The sequence below is a fragment of the Thalassotalea sp. 273M-4 genome (assembly GCF_041410465.1).
GTDB classification, from domain to species: domain Bacteria; phylum Pseudomonadota; class Gammaproteobacteria; order Enterobacterales; family Alteromonadaceae; genus Thalassotalea_A; species Thalassotalea_A aquiviva.
In genome coordinates this window covers 2,606,815-2,629,421 of record NZ_CP166961.1, presented here as the reverse complement: position 1 = coordinate 2,629,421, position 22,607 = coordinate 2,606,815, and the positions used below count along the sequence as shown (strand labels likewise).

At 40.2% G+C, this 22,607-nt stretch carries 19 protein-coding genes; 11 read left to right on the top strand and 8 right to left on the bottom strand.

Going from position 1 to position 22,607, the window contains the following annotated elements:
- Positions 1 to 3: 3 nt before the first annotated feature.
- The 4 genes from ACAY00_RS11745 to ACAY00_RS11730 all read right to left on the bottom strand — a co-directional run bounded on the left by ACAY00_RS11745 (position 4) and on the right by ACAY00_RS11730 (position 4,364).
- The gene (locus ACAY00_RS11745; protein ID WP_371373833.1) at positions 4 to 1,779 is read right to left on the bottom strand and encodes an efflux RND transporter periplasmic adaptor subunit; all 1,776 of its coding nucleotides are present in this window, start codon (positions 1,777 to 1,779) and stop codon (positions 4 to 6) included.
- A 16-nt stretch (positions 1,780 to 1,795) separates the two neighbouring features.
- Entirely contained in the window at positions 1,796 to 3,166 is a 1,371-nt protein-coding gene (locus tag ACAY00_RS11740; protein ID WP_371373830.1) for a TolC family protein, read from the bottom strand.
- Positions 3,166 to 3,642 (bottom strand): DUF411 domain-containing protein, encoded by a 477-nt coding sequence (locus ACAY00_RS11735; RefSeq protein ID WP_371379718.1) that lies wholly within the window; start codon positions 3,640 to 3,642, stop codon positions 3,166 to 3,168. Before ACAY00_RS11735 ends, ACAY00_RS11740 begins: the two co-directional genes overlap by 1 nt.
- 269 nt (positions 3,643 to 3,911) lie before the next feature.
- Positions 3,912 to 4,364, bottom strand: a complete 453-nt coding sequence (locus ACAY00_RS11730) for a hypothetical protein (RefSeq protein ID WP_371373827.1) — start codon at positions 4,362 to 4,364, stop codon at positions 3,912 to 3,914.
- Between the two features lie 203 nt (positions 4,365 to 4,567).
- Between ACAY00_RS11730 and ACAY00_RS11725 the strand changes: the two genes are divergently transcribed.
- Positions 4,568 to 5,380, top strand: a complete 813-nt coding sequence (locus tag ACAY00_RS11725) for a hypothetical protein (RefSeq protein WP_371373824.1) — start codon at positions 4,568 to 4,570, stop codon at positions 5,378 to 5,380.
- Positions 5,381 to 5,467: 87 nt separating this feature from the next.
- On the opposite strand, the gene speE is transcribed toward ACAY00_RS11725, so the two are convergent.
- The gene (speE, locus tag ACAY00_RS11720; RefSeq protein ID WP_371373817.1) at positions 5,468 to 6,328 is read right to left on the bottom strand and encodes a polyamine aminopropyltransferase; all 861 of its coding nucleotides are present in this window, start codon (positions 6,326 to 6,328) and stop codon (positions 5,468 to 5,470) included.
- Positions 6,318 to 7,280: an adenosylmethionine decarboxylase gene (locus ACAY00_RS11715; RefSeq protein WP_371373814.1), complete on the bottom strand. Its 963-nt coding sequence runs from the start codon at positions 7,278 to 7,280 to the stop codon at positions 6,318 to 6,320. The genes speE and ACAY00_RS11715 overlap by 11 nt, the downstream gene beginning before the upstream one ends.
- 242 nt (positions 7,281 to 7,522) lie before the next feature.
- Here ACAY00_RS11715 and speB point away from each other — a divergent pair, with 242 nt between their 5' ends.
- From speB to ACAY00_RS11670, 9 genes are all read left to right on the top strand, one after another.
- Entirely contained in the window at positions 7,523 to 8,461 is a 939-nt protein-coding gene (speB, locus tag ACAY00_RS11710) for an agmatinase (protein ID WP_371373810.1), read from the top strand.
- 701 nt (positions 8,462 to 9,162) lie between these two features.
- Entirely contained in the window at positions 9,163 to 9,375 is a 213-nt protein-coding gene (locus ACAY00_RS11705; protein WP_371373807.1) for a cold-shock protein, read from the top strand.
- A 127-nt stretch (positions 9,376 to 9,502) separates the two neighbouring features.
- Entirely contained in the window at positions 9,503 to 9,670 is a 168-nt protein-coding gene (locus tag ACAY00_RS11700) for a hypothetical protein (RefSeq protein WP_371373804.1), read from the top strand.
- Positions 9,671 to 10,087: 417 nt separating this feature from the next.
- A complete protein-coding gene (locus tag ACAY00_RS11695; RefSeq protein ID WP_371373802.1) occupies positions 10,088 to 10,357 on the top strand; it encodes a hypothetical protein in 270 nt (89 codons plus the stop codon).
- Positions 10,358 to 10,474: 117 nt separating this feature from the next.
- A complete protein-coding gene (locus ACAY00_RS11690; protein WP_371373799.1) occupies positions 10,475 to 10,711 on the top strand; it encodes a hypothetical protein in 237 nt (78 codons plus the stop codon).
- A 116-nt stretch (positions 10,712 to 10,827) separates the two neighbouring features.
- Complete coding sequence (locus tag ACAY00_RS11685; RefSeq protein WP_371373796.1) at positions 10,828 to 11,073, top strand: hypothetical protein; 246 nt, start codon at positions 10,828 to 10,830, stop codon at positions 11,071 to 11,073.
- Between the two features lie 318 nt (positions 11,074 to 11,391).
- The gene (locus tag ACAY00_RS11680; protein WP_371373793.1) at positions 11,392 to 14,766 is read left to right on the top strand and encodes an Ig-like domain-containing protein; all 3,375 of its coding nucleotides are present in this window, start codon (positions 11,392 to 11,394) and stop codon (positions 14,764 to 14,766) included.
- Between the two features lie 647 nt (positions 14,767 to 15,413).
- Positions 15,414 to 15,752, top strand: coding sequence for a P-II family nitrogen regulator (locus ACAY00_RS11675; protein WP_371373790.1), 339 nt, complete (start codon positions 15,414 to 15,416; stop codon positions 15,750 to 15,752).
- Between the two features lie 15 nt (positions 15,753 to 15,767).
- Positions 15,768 to 17,012 carry an ammonium transporter gene (locus tag ACAY00_RS11670; protein WP_371373787.1) on the top strand — a complete coding sequence of 415 codons (1,245 nt, stop codon included), beginning with the start codon at positions 15,768 to 15,770 and terminating at the stop codon, positions 17,010 to 17,012.
- Between the two features lie 136 nt (positions 17,013 to 17,148).
- Here the strand turns inward: ACAY00_RS11670 and ACAY00_RS11665 are convergent, their stop codons facing one another.
- Positions 17,149 to 17,985: a 2OG-Fe(II) oxygenase family protein gene (locus ACAY00_RS11665; protein ID WP_371373785.1), complete on the bottom strand. Its 837-nt coding sequence runs from the start codon at positions 17,983 to 17,985 to the stop codon at positions 17,149 to 17,151.
- A gap of 132 nt (positions 17,986 to 18,117) precedes the next feature.
- Here ACAY00_RS11665 and ACAY00_RS11660 point away from each other — a divergent pair, with 132 nt between their 5' ends.
- Complete coding sequence (locus tag ACAY00_RS11660; protein ID WP_371373782.1) at positions 18,118 to 18,585, top strand: TlpA disulfide reductase family protein; 468 nt, start codon at positions 18,118 to 18,120, stop codon at positions 18,583 to 18,585.
- 144 nt (positions 18,586 to 18,729) lie between these two features.
- Here the strand turns inward: ACAY00_RS11660 and putA are convergent, their stop codons facing one another.
- Positions 18,730 to 22,527 (bottom strand): bifunctional proline dehydrogenase/L-glutamate gamma-semialdehyde dehydrogenase PutA, encoded by a 3,798-nt coding sequence (gene putA, locus ACAY00_RS11655; RefSeq protein ID WP_371373779.1) that lies wholly within the window; start codon positions 22,525 to 22,527, stop codon positions 18,730 to 18,732.
- Positions 22,528 to 22,607 lie beyond the last annotated feature (80 nt).

Sequence of the window (22,607 nt, the reverse complement as noted above, 5' to 3'; positions counted from 1 at the left end):
TTGTTAGTGCTGACTGTGATCCATGTCTGACATGGCATCATTATGGGCAGGTTTTATGTCAACGATGACAAAGTCACCATCACGAATTTCAAAGGTAAAAATCACCTCATCACCGACCGATAAACTGGCGTTAGACTGACTGTTTTTCTCGCTAGCACTATGTTGAAACAACTGTTCATGCAAATCAGCGGCTAAAGTAAAGTCCATAGTGGTCGCTGGGCGATCCCATTTTTCAATAGGACCTCTTGAGATATTGAGCACCTTGTTGTTGGCATCAATTTGATTAATGGTGCCGGTTACCGTCGCTGATGGGAAATCAGAGGCCATGGCTTCACTCATAATATGAATACCAGTAATTTGATACTGGCCATCGGCTGTTTTGCTGACTTCAAAATGCAAGTTTTGCCCTGCCGCTAAAGCGGTAAAGTCAACGTCTTCGCTAACGCTAAAGTCCATCGTCATTTCTGGCCAATCCCACTCTGTTACCGCTGCATGGGTAATATTGACCATGCGATGATTGGCCATCACGCTGTTAATGTCACCAGTCATCCAAACCGAGCTTGGGAGTTGCGCTGTGCTCATTCGTTTAAAATCAGAGTGCTTGCTAGATTCTGAGTCAATTAAAAACTGCGCCGAACTGACAATGGTGTCGCCTTCATAAAGACCATCAAGAATTTCAATGTATTCATTGTTTACTCGACCAATGGCAACTTCGACCGATTTAAATTGGTTATCTTCTAACGCCAATACCACACGATTTTGTTTACCTGTTCGGATTACCGCTTCTTTAGGCACTAAAATCGCATCTTGTACTGGCTCTAAGTGAATAACGATTTGTGCAAACATGCTCGGTTTTAATGCCAAGTCTTGATTATCAAATTTTAGGCGAACCCGTAAGGTACGGTTTTTTGAATCTAGGGTTGGGTAGATGTAATCAACAACCCCTAGCCATTCCCTGGCGGGTAAAAAGTCGAGTCGCATTGACACCTCTAAGCCTTCTTTAACACTGGCGGTTTGGCTTTCAAACACTTCGGCTTCAACCCACACTTGTTCAAGTTGGCCAATACTCATTAAGGTATTACCGGGTTTTACAAAGAAGCCTTCGCGAATTTTTAAACCATCAATGACCCCTGATTGAGGAGCATAAAAAGTTACCGACTGTTGCACGGTTTTGGTTTTTTCCAACTGTGAGATAAAACGATCCGATAACTGCAAAGCTTTTAAACGCTCTTTTGCCGCAGCTTTTAGGCCTTTATCTTGACGTCGTAAGGTGATTAAAAACTCTTCTTGAGCGTTTACTAATTGCGGTGAATATAGGGTGTACAAAGGTTTTCCTGCGGTGACAGGCTCGCCAGCAGCTTTGACATAAAGTTTTTCAATCCAGCCTTCTACGCGCGGGTGAATATGAATAAGTTTGTCTTCATCGAAGGTAACATAACCGACGGTGGCAATATCATTACGCATATTGCCTTTGGTCACAGTCGCGGTTCTAACCCCCAAGTTATTCACCACATTGGGGGCGATTTTTATTGCCCCAGGGCCGTATTGACTACTTTTTGCTTCGGCATACACTGGCACTAAGTCCATCCCCATAGGCGATTTTCCCGGTTTGTCACGGCGGTAATTGTCGTCCATAGGCGCAACCCAATATAACGGTTCATCCGCTTTTTTGGTATTTTGCTCAGAGGTTGATGGCTGCGGACTTAACAAATAAACCGCGCTACTTCCCAATATAGCGCCTATGACTAAGGTAAGTAGAGGGAGAGTTGATAACTTCATAATGATTCCAAAATTCCTATAATGGCGTATTTTGCTGCTGACTTTGATGCAACAAATATTGTAATTGTGCTTGCGTTTTTAAGGTGTCGATCTGAATTTTTAAAGCCGCAATTTTAATGTTTAACTCGCTTAAACGAGCTTGTAATACCTCGGCAAAATCACCGTCATCATTCGTGTATGCGGTTAATGCTGCTTCGGCTTGTTCATGTGATTGCGCGGTTAATTCGCCTTGATATAAACGCTGTCTTTGCTTTAATCGGGCCAAGTGTTTAAGTTGAGTTTGTACTTCAACGATAAGCTGTTGCATTTGCATCAGCTTTTCACTTTTTATTGCTTCTGCTTGGGTTTTAGATGCCGATAAGTGTTTGTCTTGTAGGTTGTTAGTAAATAAAGGTAAGTCAAAACTTACCCCTAGTGAGAAAAAGTCGGCGCGACTTTGATTGTTTGGGGTGTCGGCGCGATATGCGTAACTGGCGTTTACTCCCCACTGCGGTTTAAATTGCTGCTCGGCGAGGGCAATATCTTTGTTTGCGACTCGCTGATTTATATCGATGGCTTTAACTAACGGGTGATTGACCACCAACTCGGCAATATCTTCGACCTTTGGTTGTTGTAATAACGACGCCATAACGGCTGAATGTAAGTTAGGTAGTTGCGCGCTCACTCTGTGAAATTGGGTTCGGGCGTAATTGCTTGCGAAATGATTTTGACCTTCAGAAGTGAGTAACCATTGGTTAAGTTTTGCCATGGCTACTTCGTGTTTTTGCTGTTGTACAGTGAGTCGATCTTCTAAACGAATCAATTCAAGTTGGGCGCTGATCACGTCGGTTTGTCGCGTTTTCCCCGAAGCGGAGGCATAGTTGGCGTTGGCAATTTCGACCATTTGTTCAAATAAGCCACGCTCGCTGTTGATTAAGGCAATATTTTGTTCAGCTTCAAACGCATCTAGCCATGCTTGAGATACCATCAAGGCTAATTGCGCTTGGCGGTGTTCTCTCAAAACAGGATACTTTTGTGCCTGAATCTCTAATTTGTCTTTGGCGATAGCCAAAGTCTCACCACGAGGGAAGCGTTGGTTAATGCCAACTTTAAACTGGGTCATCGCTTCTTGGTTAAAATCCCAACCGTCAGTTGGCAGATTTAATAGCGACAACGACATAGTGGGATCGGGTAAAGCATCGGCGGCTTGACTTTTATCTAACGTGGCTTGGCGTTGCAGTTGGTTGGCGATAAACCAGGGATCGTTTTGTTGAGCTGTTTGTATGGCTTGCTTTAGAGTTATGCCTACCGTTTGTTGATTAGCCAAAGCGACAAAGCTTACGCTTGAGTAAAGCACAGAACAGGCTAAGAAGATGGCATGGTTAAAAACCGACGCAGAACGTAACATTAGAATTGCTCCTCAAGACTTCTGACGCTGGCGTAGACTTGGTGGCTGCCATCTTTAAACAGAACCATGATGTGATAGGGCATAAACTGATTGTTCATTTCCATACCAGGTGAACCAATGGGCATGGCTGGGACGCTTAAACCAATGGCATTAGCTGGCGGATGTGCCAGAAACTGTTTAATAAACTTAGCCGGAACATGACCTTCAAAGATATAACCGTCTTTAGATACCCCTGTATGACACGAACGCATATTCGGTTTGATCCCAAATTTTGCTTTGATCATGGATAAGTCTTGCAAGTCTTTTGATTGGGTTTTTAAGTCTTGTTGCTCAAGGTGATCTATCCACTTAGAACAACAACCGCATGTTGGGGTTTTATACACCATGAGCTCAATAGCTGCGGGGTGTTGATGGCTTTTTTGCTGCTCACTTGCTTGGTGTTTTGTTTCTACTTTATTGGATACACTTTGAGCCATCGTTAAATAAGGCAATAAGCAAAGTGGTAATAACAGCAAACTCTTTACGACATTGTATGTTTTCATCTTACGAACCATTAATTTTTAAATACTTGTTTAAACATTGCACCCCAACATAAAACCCTTGCTGTTTTATGGCCTCGCCTAGGGGGTAGATAACCAATGGTCAATCAGTAACCGTTGGCTAAGGCGTCGGGCGATAATAAATTGGCTAAGCTTTAACCCAAATATGTTAGGTATACCGTTAAAACGGCTTATTTTGGGCGCACTTATCCTAGGATAGGTGAAATGGGCGGCCGATAAAGGCTCGATAGAGTGGATTGCGTTAGGGTAAATTTTGCGACGTTCACTTTGTCTGCATACAGAGGCGAAAAATAAAAGCTACTTTTTAACACCAGCATGGATGCTGTGCTACAACCATTTGCCGGGCAAAAACACTGATCTTGGCAACAATCAAGGCTGTTATTATGATGGTCATTGGCAACTGAACTAGGTTCAACATTGGACACCATGTGATGGCCATCATGACCTTGCTGATGGTTTGCATGCAAAAGCTCTAACGGTTGAGTATGGTGGTGCTCGGTAGAGCGTTCTGTTGTTTGTTGAGGTGACTGATGCGAAGACATTTGCGCACACGACATTGAGGCGTTAGCAAGTCCTTGCCCGAATACAGCAAGTAAGCTCAGCAACAAAATTAATGTATTAAAAAATGACTTCAACATAAAACCTCTAAGTTCCTTGCTAAGAGTAATTGTCTCGGTGGCAAATGTAAAGTACTAGAGGGTGCTATCAAGTGCTATTTTGAGTCTTATTCGCAAGCTTTAAAGTTTTTATTGGTTTTTTGTTTGCGCGAATTCGATTGTTAGATTAAGTTATTGATTATAGTAATTTAAAATAATCAAAAAAATCAGTCTGGAGAGTATCAATGATTCGCTCAATGTTTCATATCATCATTGCAGTTGCCTGCTGTGTTGTTGGTTATGCTCTGTATCCAATTGTTAATCAACCAACCACTGAAGTGACCATAGTCAATAGCGATATTGGCGATAACGCACAACCCCAAAATGCTCATCAATTAGCAAGCTTGCATGAGAATAACAGCGAAATAGTCCACCTTGAAGATGAAGTGATTGAAGATTTAACGATTACCGAGCAAGGTGATTATGAGGATTTTGATAATGATCTTTTTGCCCAAGATTCGAGCCTAGTAAACGACAGCGAACAAGACCTAGACAACAGCATTGACAACAATATTCAGTTAATTGATCCCGCAGATGAAACGCAACGAATGATTGAACAAGGCTTAGTGAAATGGTCACAAGCCCATAAAAAAATGATCAATGAACTTATTTCTGCCCATATGTCAGCTGAAACTGGCGAGCAAATGTTATCACTTATTTCAAACAATAATGAGTTTTTGACTCAGCCACCATTAAAACAAGATCCGAGCAACGATGAATATTGGGCGACCAATATGGAACAAGAATTAAAATTCATGATTGATCAGCATGAGCTGAGCAATGACTTTGAGCTCTTAAATGTAAAATGCAAACAGTTGACCTGTGACTTTTTTGGCTTAGATAGAAGTGGTGGCAGTTGGTCTAAAATTTACTTTAGCTTATTAATAAATGCACCGTTAGCCTCGATGCCATCGGAAAGTAATCAGCCTAAGTCGGTTGTTTTTATGGAAAACGATACCACGGTTGTTTATAGCCAAATCCACTTTAAAAGCAGTTAGACCAATATTTGTTAGCAAGGTAGATGAATGCACAAATGGGAGCTTAAAGCTCCCATTGGTATTTTTAATTACAACAACCGTTAAACCTTAACCGTTGGCAATAAGTCCCGCCAAGCCTTTGCGAGCAAAGTTTGGTAAGGCAAATGCTGCGCTGTGCAGTTCAGCATTGTAGTAGTCAAAGTCTAAACCACTGGCTGCCACGCGTTCGGCGTTGAAATCGTTGATTGGGTGGTATTTTTTACTGGCAAAGGTAAAGCTCCATAAACCACCAGGGTAGGTTAGGTTACTAAAGCTGTATAAATAAGTTTGTGGGAAAACGCTATTGAGTACTTGCAGCAGCGACTTTTGAATTTCTAAGGCATACCAAGACGACTCACCTTGAGAAACCACTAGCCCGTCTTCTGATAAACAGTTGTATACGTCAGCGTAAAATTCAGGGCCAAATAATGGCGCTGCAGGGCCAATAGGGTCAGTACTGTCTACAATAATGACGTCAAACTTTTCTTGGGTTTCTTTGACGAACTTAACGCCATCACCAATGATTAAGTTTAATTTGGGGTTGTCTAGCTCACTCGATGTTTGCGGGATATGCTCTTTACACGCATCTACTACCATGCCGTCAATTTCAACCATGGTGCACTTTTCAACGCTTTTATGGCGCAGCACTTCACGTGCGGTACCGCCGTCGCCACCACCAATAACCAGCACGTTTTTGGGGTTAGGGTGAACGAATAAAGGGATATGACTGATCATATCGTGGTAGGCAAACTCGTCACGTTCCGTCACCATAATTAAACCGTCGTTTAACAGCATTTTACCGTGCCCTTTGGTTTCGACAACATCGACAGTTTGAAACTCACTTTTACCTGAAAATAACACTTTTTCGACTTTAATACGCAGTCCTAAAAAGTCTTCGAATTTTTCTTCAATCCATAACTCAGAGTGCATGGTTTTCTCCTGTAACATCAAGCTCTCTTGGCTTGATAAAATGTTGTTGTGGGACGATGTAGTTTACAAAGCTTACCTGATAACCGTTTGTTAAGGTTTCGGCTACCTTGGTTTGGCTAATATAACTGGCAGGAATATGCTGTTCGATCATGTTGGCGAACTCGGGTTCGTTAAAGGCCAATAAGTCGAACGAACTTGGTTCTAAAACATAAAGTATTTTAGGCGCCATTGCGATCAAATTAAGGCTCGATTCAAAGCTCACATAACTACTGCCTGCTTGTGGCGTAATATGTATGGTTAAGTAATCACTGTCTTTAATGGCATTGACCGAATAACCGTAGGGGTCAAAGACAAAGTCGTCTAATTCAAAGCCAGGTAATAATTGATCTAACTGTAGGAAGCTACGGATATTGTCAGCACTAAGCCCCGGTCGCGTTAGCATGTTCGAGGCATTTTCACTGATTTGATAAGCAAGCAACTCGTAGGTTTTATCGTCGCTGTCTGCTTGGTAATTATTGTCTTGATGAAAGACGTAGTTATGATGACCGTCTAATTCACCAAATCGATAGGCGCGACCTGACATATATTGGTTTAGTAATTTGATGTCATCACCAAAAGCACTAAATTGGGCTTGGGCAAAGTATTCGTTTTTACGCTGATAAAACACATGGGCAATGTTGTCCATGCCAATATGTTTTATAAAGTACTCTACCGACTTAACCAAGTGGGTAACGCCACATGTTAAAATCAAAATTCTATCTTGCCATACAAAGAGGCTAGACTCTGAAAGCAAAAAGGCTTTACATTTGTCGTTGCTAATAGAAGAAAGAATTTGTGCGTTGCAGCATTTTACCAAGTCAGCCCAGAAGTCATCGCTAACATCGGTTAATAATGACATGCTATTAGGGTGTATGGTGACTTCTGCTTTTTTTTCTGAACCTTCGAAAAACAATAGCGGATCCTCAAAGAAAAAGGTTACTAAATAATTGTTGTTATGAGCTAACTTGTTGGCGGTGCATTGTACTTTTTGTTTGCGCTAGGGCAAGAATTTTTTGCTCTTATATGGCATATTTTTTGATTTGCATACACTCAAGCTAATAAAACAACCATATGTATTATAGATGGAAAAAAGCACTATACTTTAATTGATTTTTTTGCATAATATCGGCCCCTAATTCACCTAGATATATTTGTATGATGACTGAGAAAATAGCAAGTATCACCGTACCTTTAAACAAGCCCGATTGTTTGTACGATTTTGCCCTATCTAACGACGGTATTTACGCTAATCACATTCACCTTATTGGTTTTGGATTTGACGGTACCGCTTGCTTTCGCAAAGGCACTAAAGATGGCCCAGATGCGTTGCGCGCTGTGTCAGATGGTATAGAGTCTTACTCGCCATATCTGGATGCCGACATTGAAAATGTTCGTTTTATTGACTTGGGCAATTTACGCCTTCCAGGGGCGGTTAATTATGACAATCAACAACATACCGAGCAACAATGGCAGAGTGCGAGTGACGATTTTGAACAGCTGTTTTCTGGGCTTGATTTAGCGACTAATAATGTAAAAATCATGACCTTAGGTGGTGAGCATTCGATTTCGTATGCACCCATTAAAACCTACCTTAAGCAATACCCAGATATGGTATTAATCCATTTAGATGCCCATGCTGATTTACGTGATGGCTATGAAGGTTACCATTATTCTCATGCTTCGATTATTCGTCGCAGTCTTGACCACTTTCAACCAGGTCATCAGTTAATTCAATATGGTATTCGCTCTGGTACCAAAGAAGAGTATCAATACATGCGTGCCAACGACACACTGGCAACATCGCGTCAGCAGTTTCTTGATATGGTTGCCGCCATTGACGATGACAGACCCATTTATTTGACCTTTGACTTGGATTATTTTGACCCTAGTTTTTTCCCTGGTACTGGAACCCCTGAGCCAGGCGGTGAAGATTTCCACTCATTTGTTAGTCTGTGTAAAATTTTACGCACTAAAAACTTTGTTGGTTGTGATGTGGTTGAGCTATCGCCATGCATAGACTCAACCGGTAATAGCGATGTGTTTGCCGCAAAAGTGGTGCGTGAGTTATTGTTGTGTTTATACCTATCTCATTAAGTTTTTGCGCCACACAGCGTGACATCCGAGGTTCATTAACACGTTAAATTTTTTAGCATAGTCATTCTATGGTACAAAAATTTCAAGCCATTAATGAATATCTGATGCCCCCAAAGGGCGAGTTTTAAGGTTTTTATTCGGCCTTATTGATTTTGACAAGGGAATGACCAATGACCGTTGTCTGCAATCAATAACTTGCATTAAAAACCTTTCTATTTTCCTGAGTGAGCAAAAACTTAGGGGGTTGGTATTAGTGGGGTTGGTATTAGCTTAACTCTATCGCTTTCAATGAGGTTGAACTAACACTTAGAACCAAAATACCAAAATACCAAAATACCAAAATACCAAAATACAAAAATACAAAAATGCAATGTGTAGCGGCTAATACAAACGATTTGGCCCCTCTAATTTTATCTATTGAACCCATTATTCCCCCCTTCAAGAGAGCCCTATAGCCAGACCTCATAAAAAAAGAATTGATAAATGTGTGTACAAGGGGGAATTAATAGCGTATTGTAGTCTCGCTTTAGAAATTTAAAGCTTTATCTACTACTGCATTATGTGTTTATTCTTCTTCTTTTATTAATTTAAGTCGAATTTGTATTTCATTTGCTCTACTGGTAAATGTTTTACTTATATTCGTCTATAGCTTAATCGGTGGATTTCCACCACAAATATTTAATTAATAAAAGGTTTCAATTATGTCTAATACAGTAACTGGCGTAGTAAAATGGTTCAATGAAGAGAAAGGTTTTGGTTTTTTAACTCCTAGCGAAGGTGGTAAAGACGTTTTTGTTCATTTCCGTTCAATCGTTTCAGAAGGGTACAAATCTCTTGCTGAAGGTCAACAAGTACAATTCACTATCGAGCAAGGCCAAAAAGGTCCTCAAGCTGCTAACGTTGTAGCTGTTTAATAGTAATTTAGCTTGTTATAAGGCTAGTTTTTACTAGCCTTTTTTCTTACCGTAAAAACCTCTTCTTGAATTACCCCTCATTTTTTTGTCTTACGGCTCCCCCTCGTAATTATATAAGTATAAATATATGACCCATACATTTAATGGCGCAAGCATTGATGCCCAGCCACCAATTTCAACCATTTCGGTGAACAAATTCAACGTTGTCTTTAAAGACAGCAAAGCCCTTAAAATTGTTAGTTTCCAAAATTCTGGTGATACCAAAAAATTTCTAAATTGGTTAATTACTATTTAAATCCTAACGATTAAATTTTCTATCACTCGCTATCAAACCCAATATAACGGGCAGAACAGCCGGTGACAGAAAATGGATATACCACCCCTTATTCATCCCCTTACTTCGCGTTAACCCCATACTGCTAGTAAAGTGTTCTTAACCCCAGCCGATAACGGTTCTCGCTAAATAACCAAACCAAATCAGATTTTTACCCTTATTAAACTTATACATAAATAAATTCATTTCTAGCAAGTATTTATCAGATCTGATTCAATGGAGTGGTAAATAAAAAATGAACAATAACGTGGTTGAAAAACCCGCGAAATGACGAACTGTTTGGCCAAAAAATTCTGCTTAATCCAATTGGTATATAACATCAATTAAGTTAACCGCTTTGGATTGGAGTATTCGGTTTACCTAGAACGGATGGTGAATATGACGTTTATACCTACGATAGCCATATTAAGCTTAACCATATCGAGCCTTATTTGTCTGCCGGCTTATAAATATATGTTTAAAGCCATTTTCACATCGAGTGATGAATTTAATAAAGGGGCGACGTCTTTAAAAATTCGCCCGCAGACAAAGCACAACATTAAAGAAGGCTTTTGGTATGCTGCAATGGCATCTTTGATGTTGCCGAGTATTTTTAATTTGATGTTAGCTTTCATTTTGTATCTTGTAATTTCATCTATTTTTAGTTAAAACATAAGCTTAATAACCAAATTAAGTCTCATGTGGAGCATGATTTACTTTGATTTACGTTACCTTTTTGCCTACAGCCAACCATTGCTTAAGGCATACTATGCAAATGGAGATCGCATGAAGTACCTATTTTTAGTGACGATTATTTTAGTTTCTGGCTGTTCATCTCAACCTATGAGTCACCAAATTGCTGAAGTTATTTTGGGGAAGATTTTTGAAAAAACGACCAATAAGGATATGAGCTACAACGCGGCAAGTTGTCGCAATGTAAAGCGAAGCTGTTCAAGTGGTCATTACCAGGAGTGGTTTCAACAAAATGGTAAGAAGGCTTGTGCTTGTAATAGCTCATTATGAATAACAAGCTTAAATTGAGGGTGAAAAACCTTAAACTGTTTTGCTTTTAACACGTTAGCTGAATATTTTTTAGTTATTTTGGGCGTTTAGTTTTTTTAATCAGGGAGATTTTAATCATGGATAAAGAGCAATTAATCAAGGTCGCACAAGGCCATATTAACTTTACCTTTAAGTCTATATTGTACTCGTTTTTTTTATGCTTATTAGTGGTAGGATTATTCGCGTTTGAGTTAAGCGCAAATTTAACTTTGGCAGTACTGCTATGTTTTGTGGCGCTGTTTGTGTCGTTTATTTATTACCATTTTAATACTCGACTCAATGCCGCCTTAAAGCTTATAGAGTTATCTACTCAAAACGACTAACTTGGCTTAAACTGAGCGATTTCCCATTAACTTGGTTGCGCTTCGTTTTTGCTATTGAACGTGTGCGAAAGCAGGGTGAATTTGTCCCATAAACCAATATAGGTCGCAAAGCCCCGCCCTTAGATGGTGGGGCTTTGTTTTTTCGGGCGTCCAATAAAAAATAAAAGGAAGCGGTGACAAATGCGTCTGATTATAATTTGTTACAGCCCCCCCTTTTTTTTAATTTTAAACTTTTACTTTACAATTTGTTGTTCTCATTGTTATATGGTTGTTAATTTTTGCTGTAATGGCTCGCTTTAATTTTAAGAAGGAACTTGAATGAAATATTTCCCTATCTTTTGTCTAACTTTTTTATTGGTTGCTTGTGGAGGTGGGGATTCCAATAATTCTACCCCAAAAGATAACACTCCATCACAAGATAACAGCAGTACCACTCAAAAAGCTGGAGAGCTTCTAGTTATAGGGGAAAATGTGTCAATAACTTTTGATACTAAAGTTTATTCTCAAATAGCCAGTGGAGGCAATGGCGGAAGCATTAGCTATTCATCTAGTAATGAGTCTGTAGGAATAGTAGATCCTGAAACAGGAGAGGTGGCGATAGTAGGGGTAGGCCAAACTCAAATTACAGCCTATGAAAATGAAAGCTCTGAGTTTTTCTCTCAGGAAGCCTCGTATACACTATTTGTAAATAAAGGTCATGGTATTCTTCTAGAGGTAATTGATGAACTTACTGTTCAGTATTCTTCGCAATTCATTGAGTTAGAATATTTTGGTGGCAACCAAGGAGATATGACTTTTGAATCCTCAGATGAAAGCATTGCTAAAGTATTTGACGGTGGAGGGTTCGCCGTTATTGAACTTTACAATACAGGTGAAGTTAAATTAACTTTCACCGAACTCGAATCAGAAAACTATATTTCACAATCTCAAACTATTGATCTGAAAGTGGAAAAGGCAGATGGTGAACCTATCTATTTTTCAAGTTTAGAGCTATTTAAAACCATTGACGACAAAGTCTTTCAACAAGCTGCTATGGGCGGAAATGGGGGCCAAAAACTCTACACCAGTAGTGATCCTTCAATAGCAAGTGTTGATGAAGAAACTGGTGTCGTTACTGTCAATAATATTGGCACTGTAACAATTTCAGTTCTTGAAGAAGAGAGCAACTTATACTTTTCAAAAGGCGCTCAGTATACATTAACCATTGATAAAGGTAACGGGCAACCTTTGGATTTTGGAGTTAATGAAGTTTATGTTGAATACTCTAATGACTTACTTTATCAACTTAGTGATTATTTAGATTTTCAAAATAGTGGAAATAGTGGCACATTCTCTTTTTCTGTTCCAGATGATGCTCCTATATCTCTAAACGAAGACACAGGCGAATTTAAAACAAAGCACATTTCCACGACTCGTTTAACTATTAAAGAACAAGGTAGTGACTTGTTTCACGAACAGTCAATAGAAATTAAGCTCAGAGTTGGCTACCCATCTAATCCCACTATTTATGCAGGGGAAGACGTTATAAAAGAGTATGAAGACCCAGTTTTTACTCAAAAAGCTGTGAGTTCATTGGGGTTCTTCATTAATTATCAATCAAGTAATAGAGATGTAGCCTCCGTTGATCCTTATGAAGGGCAAGTTCGAATATGGGGGGTAGGTGAAACAATCATTACTGCATCTGAAAGAATCAATGGAACCTGGGTTCGTGATAGTTATAAATTAGTCGTTAATAAATCTACCAAGCGCCCATTAATTTATGAAGAAGAAATAATCATTCCATATAATCCTTTTTATAGCAGCTCTGGAGAGTGGATTCAAAGCTACACATTACGCCCTATTGAAGGGAGCTTATACCATGGTTCTTTGCAATCGAGTAATCCTAATGTGGCTAGAATAAATGGTTCAGGAGCGGGATATGGGGGAATACGTATACTCGGCATAGGAGAAACAACAATAACAATAACCCAACCTGAACTCGATCTTTATGCTGCAAAAACATTGACAACTAAATTAATAGTAGTGCCAGGGGATAGCGAAAGTTTTTCTTATGTTAAAACTAACATGGAAGCTGATTTAGCGGTTAAGAGAATTAAAAACCCTTTGACTGGTTTAACAGGTGGAAAGCTAACCTATAGTTCTTCAGATGTTTCTGTGGCAACAGTTGATGAAGATGGAACTGTCCATATTATCAGTAGTGGCGAAGTTGAAATTACAGCACATCAAGCTGAAACAGATAACTTCCTTGCTCAGGAAACTTCATTTTACTTAAAGGTTATAGATCCATTTATTAAGGTCGTTAAAGTCGTAACTAATGGAGATAGCTTTGCAGCATTAAGGGATGATGGATCCATTTATACTTGGGGCCAATCATTAAGTGGTGGTTATTTACCCCCTGAGGTAAAGCTTAAGCTTAATGGTGAAATACCTGTCACTGATATAGAAAAAATTGTTTGGCGCTCAGATTTTGGCGCTAATACCATTAAATATGGTGGCTATGCCGCTTTAAGGGCTGATGGTTCGATAGTTAGCTGGGGAAGTGATGTTGTTAATAGTTCTTTTGCCGTAGTGCAGAATAAACTAGACGGTACAAATAAAGTTTCTAAAATTGTGACGAATGATTGTGCATTTGTGGCTTTATTAGAAAATAAATCAGTTGTTACATGGGGGTACCCTGAATGTGGGGGAAATAATTCTGATGTTAGTGAGCAATTAAATTACGGCTCAGAGGTTATAGAAATATATAAGACCGCGCAGGCATTTGCTGCTTTGAAAGCTGATGGTTCAGTTTATACTTGGGGAAATGAAAATTACGGTGGAAATAGTGAAATAGTTAGCAATTACTTAAATGGTGATGATCAAGTTACGGCTATTTATGCTTCCGAATCTCAGTTTATAGCAAAGCTTTCGAATGATTTTATATTCGGTTGGGGAGGGGAAGCTCTTCACGAGGATAATTTTATAAAGTTTGATAAAACAGTAGAATTATTAAAGGGTAAAAATATTCACAGGGTGTTTGAATTTAAAACTCTTTCATTTAATGATACTAATTCTGGCTTAATCTTTGAAACAGACCAAGGAATATTAGTTCCCTTTGGGGTGCTTCGTTCGAGGGGCGATTTGTCGCAAGATAAATTATTAAATAAAGGTAATATTGTTAGCATTAAACAGTTTGGAAGGCTAGGGCCTTTATATGCCCTGACAGAAGATAGTAAACTTATCCAATGGGGAGTTGTTGAAGAAAAACATTATAGTTTCATTCGAAATGATAACGCTTCAAATTTTCACTCTATAGGATTTGACGAATATTTAATAGAGACAAAGAATCAAGAGTATTTATTCACAAACCAAACTGTATGGGATAAGGATGTAACAGAAGAGATCACTTCTTTTGGTGCAATAAATAAAGTGTTTAAGTTGGAATCAGCATTATTATTTGAAAGTATTGAAGGAAACTTACAGTATTTTAATATCCCAAAAGAACAACTGAAACCTGATTCTAATTACCAATTTATGCTTGATGAATGGGAAAATATGACTAAAAGATGTGACTCTAGCAACAAGTTAGCACAGATAATATCATCAAAACTGGCTACTACAATGATATGTGAAGATGGATCTGCTTATAGTTTTGGGTATCAAACTCATGGCGGGGATACTTCCTATGTTGATGCATATATAAATAAAAATTAATAATATTTAAAATATTTACCCTGTTGTCAGGATAGTCAGGATAAAGGGGGCAGTGACAGATGAATCTCATTCTCACTTGTCACTGCCCCCTTTATTCTTTGGCAGATTGGAATCTTTTACTCAAGATTTAAGTGGCACAGCTAACGATTTAACCACGACATTTGAATACAACGTTGCTAGCCTAGTTACCAGCCGTAGATTTGACATACAGCTTATACGTATAACGGAAATACAAATGTTACAGGTAATTATGTAGTCAATAATAAACAATAAAGGGGTCGGTGACACATAAGTCTCATTAGTTCGATGCTCTTTAATTAATGATCTTTAAACGCATCGTGTAAAAAAATCCGTAATCAAACTGGTTACGGATTTTGTATTCATAAGCTCCGCATAAGTTTTCTCTGACTAATGCTCTTTGCCATTGACTGAGATTCTCATATTGAATGACAGATGCCACTACTTAAATCAAAGGGCTGAGATAGAGCACCTTGGTGCGCACCTATGTTGTGATCACCAAGCACTAACTTGGTGCACTATAATAGTGCAAAACACAGGGCTTTTGATTAAGTTACTGTTTTTAAATGTCTTTTTAAGGTTGGTACGTAACTTGTAAACAACTACATCAGTTATTCATAGGGGGCGAAATGAAATTAATAAACGCAATAATAAAACCATTTAAATTGGACGACGTCAGAGAAGCAATCTCTGAAGTCGGTATCGAAGGCCTAACGGTTAGTGAAGTTCGTGGTTTTGGACGTCAAAAAGGGCATACAGAACTATACCGTGGCGCAGAATATCAAGTGGACTTTTTACCAAAAGTAAAACTTGAAATTGCCGTTAAATCTGAAGATGTCGATCGCATCATTGAAGCAATCACCAAGTCTGCTCATACCGGCAAAATTGGTGACGGTAAAATCTTTGTATACGATCTAGAGTCGGCTGTACGTATTCGTACAGGCGAAGTTGACGCAGCAGCACTTTAATAGGAGATATTAAAAATGGAAGAAGTAACAAGCTTAACAACAACCGTCTCCGAATTGAGATTTGCCCTAGATACCTTTTACTTTTTAATCTCAGGTGTCTTAGTTATGTGGATGGCAGCAGGTTTTGCCATGTTAGAAGCGGGTCTAGTTCGCTCTAAAAATACCACAGAGATTCTTACGAAGAACATTACCTTATACTCAATCGCTTGTATTATGTTCTTATTGGTTGGCTACAACATTATGTATGTAGACAACGTTGAAGGCGGTATCTTACCGTCAATCGCGGGTCTAATTGGTACGCAAGCCGAAGGTGCTGACCATTCATTAGAATCAGACTTTTTCTTCCAAGTTGTATTCGTAGCAACAGCCATGTCAATTGTATCTGGTGCGGTTGCTGAACGAATGAAACTTTGGGCATTTTTGGTATTCACTGTGGTATTAACCGGTTTCATTTACCCAATGGAAGGTTACTGGACTTGGGGTGGTGGATTCCTATCTGAAGCTGGTTTTAGTGACTTTGCTGGTTCTGGTATTGTTCATATGGCGGGTGCTGCGGCTGCTTTAGCGGGTGTATTACTGCTAGGTGCTCGTAAAGGTAAGTACGGTCCTAACGGTGAAATTTTCCCTATTCCTGGTTCAAATATGCCATTGGCTACTTTAGGTACCTTCATTTTATGGATGGGCTGGTTTGGTTTTAACGGTGGTTCTCAGTTATTGGTTTCGGATGCAGAAAATGCAACCGCTGTTGGCCAAATATTCTTAAATACCAACGCTGCTGCTGCCGCTGGTGCTGTTGCTGCATTGCTCCTAAACAAAATGATTTGGGGTAAAGCAGACTTAACCATGATCCTTAACGGTGCACTAGCTGGTTTGGTTGCCATTACCGCAGATCCTCTTTCACCTTCACCGTTATTCGCCAGCTTAATTGGTGCTCTAGGTGGTCTACTTGTTGTGCTTTCAATCACCACATTAGACAAACTTAAGATTGATGATCCAGTAGGTGCTATCTCGGTGCACGGTGTTGTTGGTTTCTACGCGCTTATGGCCGTACCATTTAGCAACAGCGACGCAACCTTTGGTGCTCAGTTATACGGTGCCGCTGTGATTTTTGCATGGGTATTTGCCGCAAGTCTTGCCGTATGGTTTGTACTTAAGAAAACCATGGGTATCCGTGTTAGCGAAGAAGAAGAATACAACGGTGTTGACAAGTCAGACTGTGGTATAGAAGCTTACCCAGAGTTCGTTTCTCTAAAAAGCTAAAAATAAACGAACCTGCGCAGTAATAACAAGAATAAACTGCATGTAAGTAGAAAAATTAAATTCAGGGAGTTTAAAAGGGAGCCTAACAAGGCTCCCTTTTTATATGTGAAAATCGTCCCTTGAAATGATTATGCTGTTATTCAATAACCCCAAGCTCACGCAGGCGTTCCATTAAATAAGAATGCTGAGTGTGTTGTTCTGACAACACGACTTCGCTTCTAGGGTGTAAGAATAACGGTAATGAAATACGAGACTTGCTCATATCTATTCCTTGTGGATTAATCACGCGATGGCTTGTTGACGGAAAATAGCCACCAGAAGCTTCTTGTAACATATCGCCAATATTAATGATTAAGTTGCCAAAATCAGATGGTATATCGTGCCATTGCCCTGACTTTAATTTAACTTGCAAACCTGGCTCGTTGGCCGCTGGCAGTATGGTTAGTAAATTAATGTCTTCGTGCGCCGCCGCTCGAATCGCATCAGGGTTTTCATTGCCGGTTAGTGGCGGGTAGTGCAACACTCGAAGTAAGGTGTTTGGGGTATCTTTTATCATGCTTGATAAAGGCTCATGGTAAAGCTTAGCAACTTCCGGTGGGCTGTATTGTTCTACCCAGTCGAGTAGCTCGCTGGCAAGATCAGAGGCAACTTTATAGTAATGCATAATTTCTTCATGCAAGGACTCTGGAATTCGTCCCCAAGGGTAAATATGGTAGTACTCTTTAATGTCTTTTTGGTTGTGGCCTTTGGCCGACTCGGCGTTTTGGGTGCTAAAGTAGCCGTCTTGAGCTTCGGGTGTTACTTCTAACCCGCTCTTATCGCCGTTAAGAAAAAAGGTTAACCAGTTTTTGTAAATAGAAGATACTAAATCTTCACTAATGGGGTGGTTTTTTAGTACCCCAAATCCGGTTTCTCGTAACGACTTAACGAAGTCTTGCGCTGCGTTTTTCGACCGATAATCGACCACTTGCATATCTTTTCCTGCCTTGAGCTGTTTAGTTGTATCTTGTGATGTTAGTTTGTATTCTATCAAAATAATATAAATCAGGTCTCGATAATGTAACTAGGGGGTTGGTTTCTAAAATCTAATGTATAGGATTCGTTGATGAATTTAAAAAGAGTTTCTTTTGCTTTGTTTGGGCTGTTATTTTGTTGTTCAATTCAGGCTAATCCAGACAGTAAACAGGCATTACAAAATATGCTTGAAGAAAATAAAGGTAAGGTGGTTTATCTCGATTTTTGGGCCTCTTGGTGTGTTCCCTGTCGTAAATCGTTTCCTTGGATGAATCAAATGCAAACGCGTTATCAAGATAAAGGCTTTACCGTGATCACGGTTAACTTAGACGTTGAAAAATCGTATGCCGACGAGTTTTTAGCCGAGGTACCGGCAAATTTCCCCATCCTTTTTGACCCGAAAGGCAATATTGCCAAGGCGTTTAAATTAAAGGGCATGCCAAGCAGTTATCTATTTGACAAAAACGGTGAGGTGGTCGCCGCTAATGTTGGTTTTTTTGACGAGAAAATCGATCAATACGAAGCAAAAATAAAACAGTATTTACAGCTACAAGATTAACTTGTTAGACCAATCCCACTAAGTTTTGGCCAAATTAAAAAGGCATCTGGTTTTTCAACCGGATGCCTTTTTTTTAAGCTATGAGTTCGCATTACAAATGCTAATATACGCGCAACATTTATACGCCTTTATTAGGTCATTTTATTAAGCAAGATTTTCCATAGTCATCAAAGACGCATTGCCGCCCGCTGCTGTCGTATCGATGGTGATGGTTTTTTCGGTCACCAGTCGATTAAACAGAACCTTTGATGTTTGTGCGGTGATCACCGGTAAAATAGCGCCTTTACGTTGCGCAATATGCTGGCTCACTAATGAAAGCAACGGGCTGTTTGGTGCGATAACGGCGCCACTGATGTATTCATTGGCTAATACGGTCGGCAAGTAGCTTAAGCTTAACGCTTGGAATATACCGGTCACTAAACCTAGTTGTTGCAATACTTTTTCATACGCTTGTGCTTCGTCAAGGTACTCATCATCGACTAAAGCAATCACATTATTACCGGCCGCTAGCGCCGTTAAAATTGATAATAACCAAAATTCAACTGGCGTGTGCTGATCGCGAATACACACTAAAATACCACGGGCTTCAAGGTATAAGATATTCGACTCACCTGTTGGTCCTGGTAGCTGTGTGGGAGATGACAGCTTGCTTTCAACGTAGTTAATTTGCTTACGCGCTTTGGCTAAGATGTCTTCTAATTCGCTCTCGTTAACATCGCTAAAGGCGTTGTTGGCGATTTTAGCAATTAATTGACGTGCGACGGATACGCGCAAGTTAACATCGGCATCGCGCCATTTTAGCTCATCGTTTTTCGCAGTTTGTAAAACTGGGCCTACTTTCCATGCCAAGCTTTCAAATTCGTTAAACTTAGCATCTAATAAGGCCAGCTCTTCTGCCGATAATGGCGTAAGTTCATGAGCAACGGTTTCTTTAACCAAACGCGTTAAGTACATCGGACCACCCGCTTTCGGACCAGTACCAGATAAGCCGCGACCACCAAATGGTTGAACCCCTACAACGGCGCCAATCATGTTGCGGTTAACATACACATTACCTGCTCTAGAGCGTTTAGCTAAGTACTCGCTTTTCTCTTCGATACGAGTATGAATACCCATGGTTAAGCCGTAACCCGTGCCATTTACTTCATCGATAACTTTTTCGATGTCGGCAGCTTTAAAGCGGATCACGTGCACACATGGACCAAAGACTTCTCTTTTTAAGACAGACAAGTCGCTGATTTCATACAATCTAGGGGCAAAGAAGTAGTGACCGTAGTCCGTACCTTCTGGAATAGCACACTGGTAGTGCAGGGTGGCTTTATCGGCTAAGTAGTCAACATGAGCATTTAGCGCTTTGTAGGCTTTCTCATCAATAACTGGACCAATATCGGTGCTTAAAAATGCAGGGTCGCCGACGTGTAACTCGGCCATTGCGCCTTTAATCATCTCAATGATTTTATCGGCAACGTCTTCTTGTAAAAACAATACACGTAACGCCGAACAACGTTGACCAGCACTTTGAAAGCCCGAAGCAATCACGTCGTCAACCACTTGCTCAGGCAATGCGGTTGAGTCAACAATCATACAGTTTTGACCACCGGTTTCGGCAATCAATGGTACTGGTTCACCTTGACGTTCCGCCAGTTTTTGTGAGATCCAGCTACCTGTTTCGGTTGAACCTGTAAACATAACAGCTTGAATACGCTCATCCGGCACGATGTGCGCACCTACCTGGCTACCTTGGGCAATAACCGGAACCACAACGCCATCTGGTAAACCGCACTCGCGCATCAGTTCAAGTGTGCGCAGGGCAATCAAGCTGGTTTGTTCAGCCGGTTTAGCAACCACGGTATTACCAGTGACAATAGCCGCAGCTACTTGGCCTAAGAATATCGCTAGAGGGAAGTTCCAAGGGCTAATACATAGAACTACACCACGTGACGTTACACTGTTGTCGGTCATTAATTCTTTAGCGCGGGCGGCATAGTAACGACAAAAATCTACGGCTTCACGTACTTCAGCAACGCCATCGACTGGAATTTTACCTGCTTCTTTAATACATAAAGCGATTAATTCATCTTGATGTAATTCAAGGGCATCAGCGGTTTTTAATAAAACCTCGGCACGCTCGGCTACATCGACTTGACTCCAAGTGGTATAAGCTGCGCTGGCAGTGGCCATTAAGTTTTGCATTTGCGCTTGATCAGCGTGGTGCTGATAGCCAATGATTTCATTGTGGTTTGCCGGGTTAATAACCGGAAATGCCCCTTCAACTGGCTCGCTGGCAATGGCTTTTTCAAACCATGCATTTACGTTGTCGCGCATTGGCGTGATTTGGTCAATATTGGTTAAATCAATGCCTTTCGAGTTGGCGCGCTCTTCACCGTAAATTTCAATAGATTGTGGAATTTGTGGGTTGTATTTATTTTGCCAAGCTTGTACTTGTTCTACCGGGTCAACTAATAATGATTCTACGGCAATGTTTTCATCAACAATGTTGTTTACAAACGAGCTGTTGGCGCCATTTTCCAGTAGACGACGAACTAAGTAAGCTAGTAAGTCTGCGTGCTCACCTACTGGTGCGTATACCCGACAAGGTACTTTGTCATTGGTTACCACTTGGTCATATAACGACTCACCCATACCGTGTAAGCGTTGGAATTCAAAACCGCTGTAGTCTTTGGTCATTTCCAAAATAGTCGCTACAGTGTAAGCGTTGTGTGTGGCAAATTGTGGGTAAATGGTATCGCGATATTGCAATAACTTTTTCGCACAGGCGTGGTATGACACATCAGTTGAAGGCTTGCGTGTAAATACCGGAAAGTCTTCAAAGCCTTCCACTTGAGTAATTTTAACTTCGCTATCCCAATAGGCGCCTTTCACTAAACGCACCATCATTTGGCGTTTGGCTTTTTGAGTTTGCTCGCGAATCCACTCAATGACAAATAATGCGCGCTTTTGATACGCTTGCACCGCAATACCAAAACCATCCCAGCCATCTAGGTCAGCATCTAAAAATACTGCCGCAATAACATCTAATGAAATATCTAAACGATCGGCTTCTTCAGCATCGACAGTAAAACCAATGTTATATGCTTTGGCAGCCATCGCTAATGTCTTTAAGCGTGGAACAAGTTCTTCGATAACACGGTCGCGGTGGGTAAATTCGTAACGCGGGTGAATCGCAGAAAGTTTGATTGAAATACCTGGGCTTTTTTGTGGTCCTTTGCCATTGGCTGCTTTACCAATAACTTCGATAGCTTTCATATAACTATTAAAGTAACGATCGGCATCGGCCATGGTGCGAGCACCTTCACCTAGCATGTCATAAGAGTAGGTATAGCCTTTGCTTTCGGTTTTTATGGCACGTTTTACCGCCGATTCAATGTTGCGGCCCATAACAAATTGGGTGCCCATAATTTGCATTGCATAACGTACGGCTTTACGAATTACCGGTTCACCTAAACGGCCAATGGTTTGCTTTAATAAACCAAATTGCTGTTTTTTATTTTCATCGGTGTAATTGACCAATTTACCTGTAAGCAATAAGCCCCAAGAGGAAGCATTTACAAAAATGGAATCGCTGTTACCAATATGAGATGACCAATCACCTTCAGCAAGCTTGTCTCTAATAAGCGAATCAGCCGTATCTTTATCTGGCACCCTAAGTAAGGCTTCGGCCAGACACATTAATACCACACCTTCTTCGGTGGATAAGGCGAATTCATTTAATAAGGCATCTACGCCACCTTTACCAACTTGTTCTTTTCTAATTTGAACAACTAATTGGCGAGCTCTTTCCCAAGCTCGAGAGCGTGCATTTGCACCCACTTCCGCTAATGGTAGTAATTTCTCTAAAACATCATTTTCATTGGCTCGATAATGATCTCTGATTTGCTGTCTGATTGGATCATTTGTGAGCAGATTACCATTAAATAACATGCTTCTAACTCTTGTTCTGTGTGTTTTGTAATTCGCGAATTGTAGATAAATTGTCGCCGTATGTGCTAGTGAATTTAATC

Excerpts from the sequence above, each read along its gene's own strand:
- ACAY00_RS11745 (WP_371373833.1), bottom strand. The coding sequence starts at position 1,779 with ATGAAGTTATCAACTCTCCCTCTACTTACCTTAGTCATAGGCGCTATA.
- ACAY00_RS11680 (WP_371373793.1), top strand. The coding sequence starts at position 11,392 with ATGAAATATTTCCCTATCTTTTGTCTAACTTTTTTATTGGTTGCTTGT.
- putA (WP_371373779.1), bottom strand. The coding sequence starts at position 22,527 with ATGTTATTTAATGGTAATCTGCTCACAAATGATCCAATCAGACAGCAA.
- ACAY00_RS11735 (WP_371379718.1), bottom strand. The coding sequence starts at position 3,642 with ATGGCTCAAAGTGTATCCAATAAAGTAGAAACAAAACACCAAGCAAGT.
- ACAY00_RS11705 (WP_371373807.1), top strand. The coding sequence starts at position 9,163 with ATGTCTAATACAGTAACTGGCGTAGTAAAATGGTTCAATGAAGAGAAA.
- speE (WP_371373817.1), bottom strand. The coding sequence starts at position 6,328 with ATGCACTCTGAGTTATGGATTGAAGAAAAATTCGAAGACTTTTTAGGA.
- ACAY00_RS11725 (WP_371373824.1), top strand. The coding sequence starts at position 4,568 with ATGATTCGCTCAATGTTTCATATCATCATTGCAGTTGCCTGCTGTGTT.
- ACAY00_RS11670 (WP_371373787.1), top strand. The coding sequence starts at position 15,768 with ATGGAAGAAGTAACAAGCTTAACAACAACCGTCTCCGAATTGAGATTT.
- ACAY00_RS11695 (WP_371373802.1), top strand. The coding sequence starts at position 10,088 with ATGACGTTTATACCTACGATAGCCATATTAAGCTTAACCATATCGAGC.
- ACAY00_RS11685 (WP_371373796.1), top strand. The coding sequence starts at position 10,828 with ATGGATAAAGAGCAATTAATCAAGGTCGCACAAGGCCATATTAACTTT.
- ACAY00_RS11660 (WP_371373782.1), top strand. The coding sequence starts at position 18,118 with ATGAATTTAAAAAGAGTTTCTTTTGCTTTGTTTGGGCTGTTATTTTGT.
- ACAY00_RS11675 (WP_371373790.1), top strand. The coding sequence starts at position 15,414 with ATGAAATTAATAAACGCAATAATAAAACCATTTAAATTGGACGACGTC.
- ACAY00_RS11665 (WP_371373785.1), bottom strand. The coding sequence starts at position 17,985 with ATGCAAGTGGTCGATTATCGGTCGAAAAACGCAGCGCAAGACTTCGTT.
- ACAY00_RS11700 (WP_371373804.1), top strand. The coding sequence starts at position 9,503 with ATGACCCATACATTTAATGGCGCAAGCATTGATGCCCAGCCACCAATT.
- ACAY00_RS11730 (WP_371373827.1), bottom strand. The coding sequence starts at position 4,364 with ATGTTGAAGTCATTTTTTAATACATTAATTTTGTTGCTGAGCTTACTT.
- speB (WP_371373810.1), top strand. The coding sequence starts at position 7,523 with ATGATGACTGAGAAAATAGCAAGTATCACCGTACCTTTAAACAAGCCC.
- ACAY00_RS11690 (WP_371373799.1), top strand. The coding sequence starts at position 10,475 with ATGAAGTACCTATTTTTAGTGACGATTATTTTAGTTTCTGGCTGTTCA.
- ACAY00_RS11740 (WP_371373830.1), bottom strand. The coding sequence starts at position 3,166 with ATGTTACGTTCTGCGTCGGTTTTTAACCATGCCATCTTCTTAGCCTGT.